Here is a 12,887-nt window from a genome sequence, read left to right on the forward strand (position 1 = left end):
TCATGTCTAATGCGCTCAAGCACGCGCAGTTAACATTGCCTTCATGTTGAGCGGGGCATGCTGTCATTACGGCAGAAGAGGCTTCCTTGGATGCCGACCCTGTTCATTGGAGGTTGAAATCATGAAGTTCGCTATCGGTACCATCATATTGGTCATGGGCATCGCTCCCATGTTTGCCTCGGCAGGTCAGTCGAGTGGCGCCTTGACCAGGGCGGAAGTTCGTGCGCAGCTCGTACAGATCGAGCAAGCCGGCTATAACCCAGCCAGAAAGGACATCCATTATCCGCGGTCGATCCAGCAAGCCGAGGCACGCATCCAGTCTTCGGAATCGAGGCACGCGGATGCATCGGGATATGGGTCCGCGCAGCCGTCGGGATTTGACTCGGGGGCAGCAGTCCAGAGCCACGCGCCGGCACGTTCGTTGTACTTGCATCATTGACGCGACGTACATACCATCGCTCTGTCATCCGGTGACGTATTCACGATCGAACGATAATTTCGCCGCTCAATCGCTTCGTTCGCGGACGTATTTACATGCAGCCGTGTCCCCGCAGGGCGACACATGAAACATCGCGAGTAGTCAAAAAATGACCCGATGTTGAACCGGGTCAAACGAGAGCCGTAGCCGGGAGGGCCAACAAGATTGGGGGGGGAACGCAGTCAATGCCGCGGCTGCTGGCACTCGGCGTGGACGATACAAAAAATGTTTGGCGCGATGTGAGTAATCGTAGCCATCTCCGATAGACCAGATTGACACGCAATACTTTAGGTTTCCTTAAGTACAATCTGAATCTCATTTCGGATGCCGAATTAATTTGACATAAGCTAAACTAGCAATTTTTTAGGGTCGCAAGAAAATACTGCGTCGAGCAAGCTACTCGCCAACCATTCTGCGCGACCGCAACGATGGCCCTCGCGCAGTTTTTTGCCCCGACTCGCCGTCGTTCTGACACCATTCTTAGGCGATCGGCGGCTACAGCTGCCATCCCGACTTTCCCCGTAGCACCTCAATTTTTGCCTCGCTACGCTTGGCCGCTCTCGTCATCGATGCGGAGTCGCTGATGGACCACTGGCGATTGGCTTATCTCGGGATCCGGCAGGTGCCGCGCGAGCTGAGCGAATTCGAGCTCGCCACATTCTTCACGTTCTCCAAGCGGGAGCGTGTTGCCATTGATTCGAGACGCACCGATCTCTTTCGGCTCGCGGTCGCGTTGCACATCGGCTTTCTGCGCATGACCGGCCGGCCACTCGGCTCGTACAAGCAGATCCCCACGGTTCTCTGGCGACATCTTGGTCGACAGCTGAATGTAAAACCGCCAGATCTCGGCACGTTACGTTCCCTATACGATGGCAACCTCAAGACCTTGTCCGACCACCAGCGCTTTGCTCGGGGCGCCATCAATTTTCGCGCCGTCGCGGAACATCAACGTCGGTATGTCATCCGTTGGCTCAAAGAACAACTCACCGGCCGCCCGGAACGCGGCCAGTTGACGAACGATCTCAAACGTTGGTTCTACGACCATCGCATCGTGATACCACCGGAGCGCATGCTCAGGCAGTTTGTCGTCCAGGCTGTACGCGACATTGAGGGGCAACTGCACGGCGCGCTCGAGCAGGCTGTTGGTATGGAAAAACTCGAGAGTTGGGCGCGAGTTCTGGCTCAGCCCCATGGAGAACATTCAAGTCTCCAGCGATGGCTGTGGGCCGTTCCGCTGCGCAACTCGACCCATCAGATGAGCGAGATCCTCGACAAAGTCAATTTGCTCACAATGTACGAGGTGGCAACGCGTTGGCCGGTTGAATGCAACGATGCCATGGTGCGCCACTACGCCCGCCGTTGCGCAAGTCGCCCGCCATCGATCAGCAAGCGAATCGAACCCCAAAGCCGACGAATCGAAGCCGCCTGTTTCATGCGGTATTCCCTCTGTATCGCGACTGATCAGGTACTCGAGATGCTCCGGAGATGGGTACTGAAGGTTGTCAACGACACGTCGCGCGAAGTGGACGCGATGCGGATGAAGGCCGCGGATCAACTCCGCGAGTTCGCGCTTGCCGTCAAAGCACTCGCCAATGATGAAACCCTCTCGCGCGAACAGCTCGGTGAGAAGCTTTGCCTGCTTGCAGATGATGTTTTGCAACCGCATCCCACCAGCCGTCGGAGCCAGATCCGGCAGTGCCTGGTCCGAAAGCGGTACTACGCCCGTAACCTTTTGAATCGGATCGTACAGCTGCCGTTCGAGGCCGAGGGTGCTCATCCTGTAATCGATGCTCTCTTGCTATTACGTGTGCTATATCGACGTCGCGCTTATCTTCTACCCGACGGGGTCAATATCAGGCTTGGGCGCGCGTGGCGCGAGGCGATCGATGGCTACGATCGGCTTCGGGCCATGGTTGCCTTCGAGTGGGCCACGCTCTTTGCGCTCCGTGTCGCTCTGCGCAACGGCTCGGTTTTCATCGGCCACAGCTTCTCGTTCAGAAGTCAGTCGCATATGCTGATCTCGGCCGAGCAGTGGAAGGCAAAGCGTAACAATCACTATGGACACCTCGGCCTGCCCCAAGATCCGAACGAATTTCTCGGACCAATCCTTGAACAGCTCGAACAGCGCCTCGCACTACTCGATGATGCCGTGGTCAATGGTTCGATCCGTGTTGATTCTGCTGTCCACCTCGACCCGATGGCTGCGCAGGATCCAGACGCACAAGCCGATCAACTTCGCCGTCAGATCTTCGAAGCTCATCCGCCAGGCCAATTTCCCGAGATCATCCTCGAGGTCGATAGTGCGACACGCTTCAGTTGGATCCTGCTTGGACGCGAGCCGCGGTCACGCACCGAGTTACTGATGGTGTATTCGGCGATACTGGCTCACGGCACCTCTCTGACGGCTGCTGATATTTCTCGGATGGTCCCGGAAGTGTCAACCGAAGCGATTCGTCAAATGATGAAGCGTCTCGCGGACGAACGAATGCTGCGTGCAGCTGCCGATGCCGTCCTTGAATTCATGCACGAACACCCGATCGCCGCCCACTGGGGCCGAGCCGATCTTGCATCGTCTGACATGATGTCGCTGGAGACAACCCGGACGATCTGGCGAGCGCGTGCAGACCCTCGTCGCCGGACTCCATCCATTGGGATGTACACGCATGTGCTGGATCGTTGGGGCATCTTCTACGACCAACCCATCGTCCTGAATGAGCGGCAGGCAGGTGTCGCAATCGAGGGCGTCGTCCGGCAAAGCGCCACCAAGGACATCGCTCAACTCGCTGTCGATACGCACGGCTACACCGATTTCGCGATGGGTGTGTCCCGGGCACTTGGCTTTGATTTATGCCCTCGCCTGTCACACCTTCGTGACCGACGTCTCCACGTGCCTCGCAGTCAGGTGGTACCGGCGCGGCTTGCAGCGGTCACGGATCGGGACGTCCGCCTCGGTCTCATCGTCGACGTGTGGGACGAATTCGTTAGGATCGTCGCCTCGATCCACTCTGGCCAATGCACAGCTGTCGAAGCGATCGCGAGATTCGGCTCGGCTGCTCGAGGTCAGGCTGTGTACGATTGCGGCGTACACATCGGCCGCTTGTTCAGAAGTATCTTTTTGATCGACTACTTCACCAATGCTTCGTTCCGGTCGGAGTTGCAACATGCGCTGAATCGGGGAGAAGCGGTGCATACCGTGCAACGCGCAATTCACATCGGTCGCATTCCGGCGGAGCTTGCTCGGCGCCAAGAATCACTAGCCGCGGTGTCATCGGCGTTGACCTTGCTCTCGAACATCTTGATGGCTTGGAACACCACCCACATGCAACGAGCCCTGGAGGACATCGAAGCCAGCCGGGGGCAGTCGATCGCAACCGAGCAGCTCAGGCGAATCGCCCCCACTCATATCGAGGGCATCAACTTGCGCGGCACCTTCAACTTTCCCGTGGCACTGTACGCAAAACGGATCATGCCGAGCATCACGGCCGAGGACCCCATTCCGTCAACCAGTCGGCGCGCCTAACGCCGGGGGAACTGGCAATGCCGGTCGAGGGAGCACTCATCTTCGATATAGCCACGTTCGGAGACGCCCTTTACTTCGTTGGCGAAGGGTAGACACTAACCCATTGTTTTATCGGGATAATTATTTAGGGCCGCAAGGCAAGGCCTTGCCAGGCCTAAAGGCGTCTAACCGGAAAAGTGCATGGAAATCAAAGGCACCCCGGTGTCCGGCGCCGGAGGCTGCGATGGCTGCAACGGAGCGGATCACGATGACGATGCGCGAGCTGGACAGGTTCAAGGTCATTCAAGACGTGGCGGACGGCAAGCTCAAGCCATGGCGTGCAGCGGAACGGCTGGAATTGACGACACGGCAGATTCGCCGGCTGGTCGCCCGGCTGCGTGAGCACGGTCCGGCGGGTTTGGTGTCGGGACACCGCGCGAAGCCCGGCAACCGCCGTCTGGACCCAGGAGACGCCGACCGGGCGCTGTCGATCATCCGCGATCGCTACGCCGATTTCGGACCGACATTGGCCTGCGAGAAGCTGTGGGAATGCCACGGTATCCGGCTGGCCAAGGAGACGGTCAGGAAGCTGATGACGGAGGCAGGTTTATGGGTGCCGCGCCGGCAGCGTCCGCCGAAGGTTTATCAGCCGCGAGCGCGCCGGGCCTGCCTGGGTGAATTGATCCAGATCGATGGCAGCGATCATCGGTGGTTTGAGGAACGGGCGCCGGCCTGCACGCTGCTGGTGTACGTGGATGACGCGACGAGCCGGCTGATGATGCTGCACTTCACGCAAACCGAATCGACCTTCAGCTACTTCGAAGCGACGCGCGCGTACATCAACCGGCACGGCAAACCTGGGGCGTTCTACAGCGACAAAGCCAGCGTATTTCGCAGCACGACCGCGAGCAAAACCGGCAGCAGCGTGACGCACTTTGGCCGGGCGATGTTCGAGTTGAACATCGATACGTTCTGTGCGAACAGCAGCTCGGCCAAGGGGCGCGTCGAGCGTGCGCACCTGACGCTGCAGGATCGGCTGGTCAAGGAGTTGAGATTGCGCGGCATCAGCACGGTCAACGAGGCCAACGCTTATGCGCCCTCCTTCATCGCTGCTTACAACGCACGCTTCGCGAAGCCGCCGAAGAGCGATTTCAACGCGCATCGGCCGCTGCGAGATGACGAGGATCTGAACACGGTGTTGACCTGACGCGAAACACGTCGGGTATCGAAATCGCTGACTGTTCTGCACGACCGAGTGCTTTACTTGCTGGACGACGCACCGGTCAACCGGAAGCTGATTCACCGCTATATCGATGTATGGGAGTACCCGGACGGGCGAATCGAAATCCGAGCCGATGGAAAAGTCCTGTCTTGCCGCATTTACGACAAGTTGGCGGAGGTCGATCAAGGTGCGGTGATCGAGCAAAAACGACTGAGTCACGTGCTGCAAGTGTCGCAAGCGATTCAGGCGCAACGCGACAATCGTCGAGCATCCGGATCGCCGTCGCGAACCAATCAAGGTCAAGCCGTGCGCGGTTCAAAGCAACCCGTCGGCACCAAGAAGCAACGTGCATTCACGCAGGCCGACGTCGAGCAGGTGATCGTTGATCTCGCCGAACACCGACAGGCACAGAACCAACCCCGCAAACCTGGCCGGCGGCCTGCGAAGGCCAACGCGGTAAGCGCAAGCGCCCTGCTCGATCAGGACCAAATCTTCGACACTGCGTGATCGAAGTCCATGAGAAACAAATCCTGAACCCCTGAAAACACGACATTTCTATTTAGCTGGCGCCACGACATCTTGAAATGGATACGACATTGGGTGTGGGTCCCAAGTTCAGATGTCGCGTTTCCGCTAAATAAAAATGTCGTGTTTTGGCCTGTAGGTTGATCGCCTGCACCCTTGGGAGCGCCGGCGATGAACGCGACTGGGACGATCACCATGACGATGCGCGAACTGGACCGATTCAAGGTCATTCAGGGCGTGACGGGCGGCAAGCTCAAGCCCTGGCGTGCAGCGGAACGACTGGTCATCCGATATCGAGAGCACGGGCCCGGCGGTGTGGCTTCGGGTCATCGCGATCGATCAGGCAACCGCAAGCTCGACGATGGACTGGCGTTACGTGCCCTGACCGTCTAAGCCAACGTATTCGGCACGCCCCTCGGTTTCGCCAGGACGACACCGGCCGCGAGGCCAACAGCGGTCACTGCCGCCAGCAAAGATGCCGCTTCCAGGCCACCTCGGTCCGCGATGACACCCAACGTCGGCGCGAATACCAGGAGTGCCGCTTGCACGATGCCGGCCCTGACAGGCACAAGGATGGTTGCTGCCGAAGCGGAAGCGTCGGCGATCATGGCGCTATTGATCGCGGTATAACAAACCTGAAAGACGAACAGATACGCGCCATATGCCGACAGACAGATCACGGGGTTGCGCAGGACCGGCGTGGTGACCATCAACAATCCGGAAACCGTGTTCAGGATGACGTAGATCCAGTGCCCATATTTCTCCAGCGTGGGAATCGCAAAGGAGGCAAACCATGCGCCTGCCGCCACCGAGACCGTGTTCACCAGCACGACGATTGCCACTCCCCGCACGCCCAGATCGAGATATTCAACCGCAAGCGGTGTGCGCGCGGCATGATGGAATGCCTGCAACGGGACGGTACTGAGCAAAAGTAGCAGCATGGCCACGCTTGGCGCCAGCGCATTCAGCCACGTTGCCTGCTTCCCGACAAAACGGGACTGCGTGTCGTCGATCGAGACCTCCCTCTGCCAGGTCAATGAAATGGCGGCGCCAACCACGGATACGCACGCGGCCGTCAGGCAAACAGTCTGAAAGCCGACCTGGTTCAGCGTCACCCAACCCGCAACGGAAGAGAGCATCGATCCGACAAGTCGACTGGCTTCGAATGCACTGATTTCCTTGCGCACAATTTCAGGCTCGGCAGCGCCTTTGACATACAGCGTTGCAGCGGTATATGAAATCGCACCAAAAAATCCACGTACGAACAGCATGGCCAACGCAAGGAACGCGTTCGAGTCAAATAACGTCCCCGCCATCGCCAATACCACCGCTCCCAGCAGTTCGCTGACAAGATAGAGCCGCCGAAGCCGAAACCTCGTCATGATCCGGTGCGAGAGTGGAACCAGACACAAAGCTGGAAACCAGACCGTCGAAAAGGCGATCGACGCCAGCGTCGCGGATTGATATTTCGTAAATAACGCCGGTGAAAGCGCCAGAAGCACGCTGGCCTGGCTGAACATGCCGACCGCCGCCGAGAGGTGAACACGAACAAGTCTTCTCATGACATCCCGCTGATATTCTGAAAGCCGCCTGCTCATGACCGACATCGCGAACTATCGATTGCGGTATGAAGCGCAGTCGACTGTCTCCGTCGGTTCGACAGGTTTCCGATACCTGGCCATACCCCACACGACTTGCAGCGGCGCCCCTCCCGGGACGACTCGCGGTTGTCCCGGGAGCAAGGGCGACCGGCGCATGACGGTTTGTCGGTGAACACCTGACAGCCGCTTACACCGCGGCGGATTCCGGTTGTATCCACTCGCCAGGTGCCGCCTCGAGCGTCGTCACGCCGAGCTTTTTTGCAACGTGACTGGAAATTTCGATAATGACGTCATCCGCGTTGCGCCCGTCGTCCACGACGACCTGCAAGCGAGCCAGTACGGTGGGATCGTCGATTTTCTGGCCCGCCTGAACATAGAAATCGCAGCGTGCCAATGCGCTTCGAAACTCGTCGGGTGGCTGGGCGACGAAGTCGGGCGATACAACCCCGCGCTCGGTCGTCTTCAGGGCAAACGAACTGACCGAGCGTCGGGAACTGACTGTCGGCAATGTGAGTGGATTTCCCAGGACGATGTCGATGAGCGCTTCGTGAATCGAACTCTCGGTGAGAAAGTCGTAAAGAAACGGCAGCATCCCGCCCATCAACCGGGCGTTCGCCTCGACGAGGCACGGCCCCGACGGCGTCACGATCATCTCCAGATGGAAGATTCCCACGTCGAGGCCAATGGCTTCGAGCACATTTCGGGCGTAAGCGAAACAGGCTTGTTTTTCCGACGCCGAAATGCGGGCGGGCAAGAAGCTGCCCAGTTCAATCGCCTCGTTACTCGCTGCGCGAAATCGGCCGGACACCATGAAGTCGTAGTATTGGTCTCCGCGTCGCCCGATCTCCACGGAAACGAGCGTCCCCGGCAGGTAGTCCTCGATCATGAAGCCGCGAGCGATGTATTCCCTGATCGTGCCGGAGAGAAAAGACAGTTCCGATTTCAGGTCGGCAGCGAGCGTCACCACTTCCCGCTCCGATCGCACAACCCTGACCAGGCTGCTGAAAACGCCGCTGATCGGCTTGATGACGAACGGAAGCGGCGTCGTTGCCGCATACTCGATCACCTCGTCGAACGTGCCGACCGTTCGACAACGGGCCGTCGGCAGGCCGGCCCTTGCGAGCGCTTCGCGAGTCTTGTTCTTGTGACGCGCCGTGTGGACGGCATCAACAGACGTAAAGGGTACGTTGATCGCCGCAGCCGAGTACGCCGCGGCTTCGATCGATCGCTCGAAGACGCAGAAAATGGCGTCGACGGGATCTTCGGCATGGACACCCAGAACGATCTGACTCACCGTATGCGTGTCGTGGCTGCCCGATATGTCTACGATCCGATCCAGGGCGGACAGAATCTTCAGGGCGTCGGCATCGGTCTGAAAGAACGCATCGGGAGGCCGGAGAAACGTCACGCGATGGCCGCGCCTCAGTAGTCGGCCGAGCAATCTGATGCCGGCAAAGTTGGAGTCTATGACCAAGCAATGTGCCATCTTCTAGTGCCTCTCCGGCGTTACGCACTTCGTTTTCATTCGACGGTCCTTCAGTTTCATGCCTGCGCGACAGCTTCCACCCTGCCCCCCCGCTTCAACGACCAGTTCGCGGATGCGGATGCGCGAAGGAGACGAGACGAGCCAGACGATCGCCGTCGATATGTCGTCAGGCTGCAGTATTTCGTCAGGCTCCTTCCGGCAGCCTCCGGCAGTGGCCATTCGCGTGTTGATCCAGCCTGGACAAATGGAAGTGACGCGAATATTGGTGTTCAGATTCCCCGCGTACAAAGCGTCGAAATACCGAATGGTGGCGGCTTTCGACGCGCCGTAGAGACCTTTGTCGGAAAACCCCTGAATTCCTGCCCGCGATGCGATGTTGATGATGTAGCCTTTATCCGCTTTCTCCATCAATCCGACGATGCCTCGCGCCAGATAGATCGGCGCCAATGCGTTGATGGCCATCACCTCATCCAGTTCGTCATCGTCGAAACGAGCCGTGCTATTGCTTGTTACACCGGCTGCCGAGATGAAGATTTCCGGCGCCTTCAGCGATTCGACCCGCGCAAGCAATGCCTTGATATCTTCCCGCTTCGCCAGATCCGCCTGGAATCCGGTGCAGGGACGAGAATCACCGAAGCGCAGGTTGATGTCGTCGGTGACGGTTCGAAGTTCTTCGGCGCGACGCCCGACGACGAGCGTCGCATAGCCGATCTCCGCGAGCGCTTTTGCGCACGATCCGCCGACGCCTCCCGATGCTCCGGTGATCAGGGCCAGTGGCGCGTCGGAGCCGCTTTGCGAGCGGCGGGTTTCATTCGTTGCCTGAATGAAGTGCGTCATTGATTCCTCCCCACCCTTCTTTGCTGACAGGAAGTGCCTCTACCACACCGGTCTGACTGTTGCGCCTGAACAGCAGGCCGTCCCGCCCGGACAGATTTCGCGCATGGTCGACCGAGCCATCGGGAAGACGGACCTTGGTTCCCGCCGTGACATAGAGGCCGGCTTCGACAATGCAGTTGTCGCCGAGCGAGATTCCGATGCCGGCGTTCGCGCCGAGCAGCGAGCCGCGTCCAATCGAGTTGATTCTTTTTCCTCCTCCGGACAGCGTGCCCATGATCGACGAGCCTGCCCCGACGTCGCTGCCTTCTCCAACCGTCACGCCTGGCGTAACACGTCCCTCTACCATGGCCTTCCCGAGCGTCCCGGCATTGAAGTTGACGAAGCCTTCGTGCATGACTGTCGTTCCTTCGGCAAGATGGGCGCCGAGGCGAACCCGGTCGGCGTCACCGATTCGCACCGCGCCGGGTACGACGTAATCGACCATTCGCGGAAATTTGTCGACGGAAAATACGGTGAGGTGGTGATAGTCGGCGGCGATCAGCGTGCGTAACCGGGTCACGAGGTGGGGCAACACAGGGCCTGCCGATGTCCACGCGACGATCGGCAGCGCTTCGAAAATTCCATCGAGCCGCAAGCTGTTCGGCTTCGCTGCCCGGCTGGAAATGAGAAACAGCCGCAGATAAGCGTCCTCCGTACTTCCGATCGGATCATTTGCGACGTCGACTTCGATATCGAAGGATTCGCCTCTGATGAGCTGGTGCTTTTCTGCCAGGCACGAACGGCCCGCCGCACTGTCATCTGAATAGAAGGCTTCGATCGCCCTCCCCGATTCGACATCGATATAGCGTTGCCCCTGCTTTCTTACGACCAGACTGTCTGCCATCATCCGTCTCCGTTACTTCGGCACTTTTATCAGGGTTGCGTCCGTCAGATCGAAATGCTCGCCCTGACTGCGCCCGCGTGTCATGCGATCGACGAGAACGGCGTCGTCGCCCCCTGCTTTCGACGCATTGATTTCATTGAATCGCGATTTGGCTTCGATGAAGCGCAGCACGAAGGCACGGCGCGTCTTCAGAAAACCCGGCAATAACGCATTGCTGCGATGGAATACATTCTTGTCGAAAATGATCGCATCACCCGGAGCGAGTTCGAAGGAGATGCCCTCGCTGTCGAACAGGTTCCGGCTGAAACCCGAAATATAGATCGAGTCGCTGAATAAATGCGGGAACTGCGCCTGAATGTATGGAAACAGCCGCTTGAATCGCTTTTGCTCATCCGTTCGATATTTCGGACCCAGGAGCGTCTTGAAGATATCCGGTATCTCATAGCGTCCCTCGACCAGGGATCTCGTTACCGTCGACTGCAGGTTGAAAAACTCGCGCCCGGAAAACGCCGAGGTCGAGAGCAATGTCAGTCCGCCGTCCTGTACCGCCGGGTCGATGGGGTCCAGCGTTACCCAGATCGAAAATGCATTGTCACGCGGGAAAACGTACTTGAAGCTCGTGATATCGAGATGCCAGTCAAATCCAAAAAGATCTGAATCCGTCTCGAAAATTACGCCGTCGGTGAAGACGCTGTCCTCGTACCCGAGAGCACCAATTAGCGATCCAAAAATATCATTCTGAACCATCGACCTGATGCTTGCATCGTCGATTCCCGTGTTGTATGTGTTTTTCTTTATCGTATCGAAGGTGGAGCCGTTTGCGGTATCTGCAATGACTGCGCGCAGATGTTCGATCATATTCTCCGGAATGAATTCCCGGATCGCACAGAAGCCGTGTTGCTTGAAGTGCGCTACGTCTGCTGTTGGGTTTGCCCCTATACTTTGCTGATTGGGGGAAATCAGGTTATTTGCACTGGCCATTTTCAGTCCCGATTAGATCCGGTCGATCAAGCCGTCAACAAATCGATGACGTCGGAACGCTTCAGCGAAAGGTGCTCGAGTTCGCGCCTGTAGCCGGAGAAGGCGTCCAGTTTCAATCCGAGCGATTCGACTTTACGAACGACTTCCCGGGTATGGGCGCGCGTGGCCGGCAAATCGATCCCGGCTCGCTCCGTCAGCCAGTCGATCGTCAGCAACGCAGGAATGTCTTCCTGCAACACTCTTCCTTCTTTCAGATCGATCAAGGATTCAGCAGAGCGCGATCGATAGATCGATTTCGTCTCCTGTATGGTCTCGAGAAATGTGGGTTTCCGTGGCAACCCATATTGCTCCTCCAGCATGTCCGTAAAGAGGCGCGTGTTCGCGCCGTAATGCGATGCGAGCGCGACACGCTCCTTGTCCAGTTCCTCGAGTTTTTCCGAGTTCTCGGCGTGAACGCCTTCGCTGTAGTGAAGATATCGGTCGCCTCTACGCGTTCTTTCCAGGTTTTTGTCGTCCAGGGCGACCCCGAGATGAATGATGTACCCGAGCGGATCGAACTGGAGATCGAGCGAACGGACCGGGACGAACTGATGCCAATCCTTCCCGATCGACGGGCCGGAGAACACTCTTCTGAGCAAGGCAAGCCCCTTGTCCGAATTCGGGCCGGCAAGCGCCACGTTGGTTCTTTTCTTTCTTTTGAATTCGATCTTGTTCGCGATGAATCGCGTTCCGTAGAAACTGTCTTCGACGAGGATCAGCGACGCATTGCTCAGCGCCTTGTCGGCACGGTGCCTTGCAAGCAGATAGATCAGTCCGCCCTGCCCGCCCCGCACGAAGACGAGCGCAGGATTTCGTTCGGCCGCATTTTTCTTGACCCAGTCGAGGATCTGTTCCCGCACCGGCAGGATGTCCGGCACCGTGACGATGACGAGTGCACTGTCGCGTAGCAGTGAACCGACATCCCCATTGAGCGTATGAACGTTGGCCTGCGGGAAGACGTGTGCCGATTTCTCGCCAGTGATGATGTTTTCAACGGCGATCTCGCTGGCCCCCTGATTGAAGAAAGGGTGATTTTCTCCGCGAATCAGTACCACATGTGGTTCGAGTTGGGTTTCGTGCTGTCTTTGGTGCAAGTCAACGGCGAGCGTCAGTCCGACATGACCGCCGCCGATAATGATAACCTTTTCCATTTTCAAGCCCTCACTCTCGTATTTGAATAGTCTGAATGCACCAGGAAATCATCGCACCCACAAATGTGGCTGAGCGCGATTGAGACTAGCAGGCCGTTGAAATACCTCTCAGCCTGACGCATTTTCCCTTTCGCCGTTCGCGGTGATCACCGAGAAGCGTTCGATTTCAGTTCAAGCGCCGATTT

The 12,887-nt window shown here is 58.0% G+C and carries 8 protein-coding genes and 2 pseudogenes; 4 read left to right on the forward strand and 6 right to left on the reverse strand.

Annotation, left to right across the window (positions count from 1 at the left end; all coding sequences use genetic code 11):
• The first annotated feature begins 121 nt into the window (after window positions 1-121).
• The 4 genes and pseudogenes from BBJ41_RS37345 to BBJ41_RS40105 form a co-directional block, all read left to right on the forward strand.
• Window positions 122-439 (forward strand): DUF4148 domain-containing protein, encoded by a 318-nt coding sequence (locus BBJ41_RS37345; protein WP_069751513.1) that lies wholly within the window; start codon window positions 122-124, stop codon window positions 437-439.
• A 622-nt stretch (window positions 440-1,061) separates the two neighbouring features.
• Entirely contained in the window at window positions 1,062-3,998 is a 2,937-nt protein-coding gene (locus tag BBJ41_RS37350; protein WP_069751514.1) for a Tn3 family transposase, read from the forward strand.
• A 223-nt stretch (window positions 3,999-4,221) separates the two neighbouring features.
• A pseudogene (locus BBJ41_RS37355) lies at window positions 4,222-5,706 on the forward strand (ISNCY family transposase).
• A gap of 189 nt (window positions 5,707-5,895) precedes the next feature.
• Window positions 5,896-6,114, forward strand: a pseudogene (locus tag BBJ41_RS40105) (ISNCY family transposase); the annotation flags it as partial.
• Here the strand turns inward: BBJ41_RS40105 and BBJ41_RS37360 are convergent.
• The 6 genes from BBJ41_RS37360 to BBJ41_RS37385 form a co-directional block, all read right to left on the reverse strand.
• Window positions 6,114-7,331, reverse strand: a complete 1,218-nt coding sequence (locus BBJ41_RS37360) for an MFS transporter (RefSeq protein ID WP_069751271.1) — start codon at window positions 7,329-7,331, stop codon at window positions 6,114-6,116. The pseudogene BBJ41_RS40105 and the gene BBJ41_RS37360 sit on opposite strands and share 1 nt — an antisense overlap.
• 181 nt (window positions 7,332-7,512) lie before the next feature.
• Window positions 7,513-8,811 (reverse strand): ATP-grasp domain-containing protein, encoded by a 1,299-nt coding sequence (locus BBJ41_RS37365; protein ID WP_069751272.1) that lies wholly within the window; start codon window positions 8,809-8,811, stop codon window positions 7,513-7,515.
• A gap of 3 nt (window positions 8,812-8,814) precedes the next feature.
• Complete coding sequence (locus BBJ41_RS37370; RefSeq protein ID WP_069751273.1) at window positions 8,815-9,648, reverse strand: SDR family NAD(P)-dependent oxidoreductase; 834 nt, start codon at window positions 9,646-9,648, stop codon at window positions 8,815-8,817.
• Window positions 9,620-10,531: a DapH/DapD/GlmU-related protein gene (locus BBJ41_RS37375; protein WP_249762091.1), complete on the reverse strand. Its 912-nt coding sequence runs from the start codon at window positions 10,529-10,531 to the stop codon at window positions 9,620-9,622. The genes BBJ41_RS37370 and BBJ41_RS37375 overlap by 29 nt, the downstream gene beginning before the upstream one ends.
• A gap of 12 nt (window positions 10,532-10,543) precedes the next feature.
• Entirely contained in the window at window positions 10,544-11,512 is a 969-nt protein-coding gene (locus BBJ41_RS37380) for a phytanoyl-CoA dioxygenase family protein (protein ID WP_156815003.1), read from the reverse strand.
• Window positions 11,513-11,538: 26 nt separating this feature from the next.
• A complete protein-coding gene (locus BBJ41_RS37385) occupies window positions 11,539-12,702 on the reverse strand; it encodes an NAD/NADP octopine/nopaline dehydrogenase family protein (RefSeq protein ID WP_069751275.1) in 1,164 nt (387 codons plus the stop codon).
• Window positions 12,703-12,887 lie beyond the last annotated feature (185 nt).

This window comes from Burkholderia stabilis, assembly GCF_001742165.1.
Classification (GTDB): domain Bacteria; phylum Pseudomonadota; class Gammaproteobacteria; order Burkholderiales; family Burkholderiaceae; genus Burkholderia; species Burkholderia stabilis.

Excerpts from the sequence above, each read along its gene's own strand:
- BBJ41_RS37350 (WP_069751514.1), top strand. The coding sequence starts at position 1,062 with ATGGACCACTGGCGATTGGCTTATCTCGGGATCCGGCAGGTGCCGCGC.
- BBJ41_RS37360 (WP_069751271.1), bottom strand. The coding sequence starts at position 7,331 with ATGTCGGTCATGAGCAGGCGGCTTTCAGAATATCAGCGGGATGTCATG.
- BBJ41_RS37370 (WP_069751273.1), bottom strand. The coding sequence starts at position 9,648 with ATGACGCACTTCATTCAGGCAACGAATGAAACCCGCCGCTCGCAAAGC.
- BBJ41_RS37365 (WP_069751272.1), bottom strand. The coding sequence starts at position 8,811 with ATGGCACATTGCTTGGTCATAGACTCCAACTTTGCCGGCATCAGATTG.
- BBJ41_RS37345 (WP_069751513.1), top strand. The coding sequence starts at position 122 with ATGAAGTTCGCTATCGGTACCATCATATTGGTCATGGGCATCGCTCCC.
- BBJ41_RS37375 (WP_249762091.1), bottom strand. The coding sequence starts at position 10,531 with ATGGCAGACAGTCTGGTCGTAAGAAAGCAGGGGCAACGCTATATCGAT.
- BBJ41_RS37385 (WP_069751275.1), bottom strand. The coding sequence starts at position 12,702 with ATGGAAAAGGTTATCATTATCGGCGGCGGTCATGTCGGACTGACGCTC.
- BBJ41_RS37380 (WP_156815003.1), bottom strand. The coding sequence starts at position 11,512 with ATGGCCAGTGCAAATAACCTGATTTCCCCCAATCAGCAAAGTATAGGG.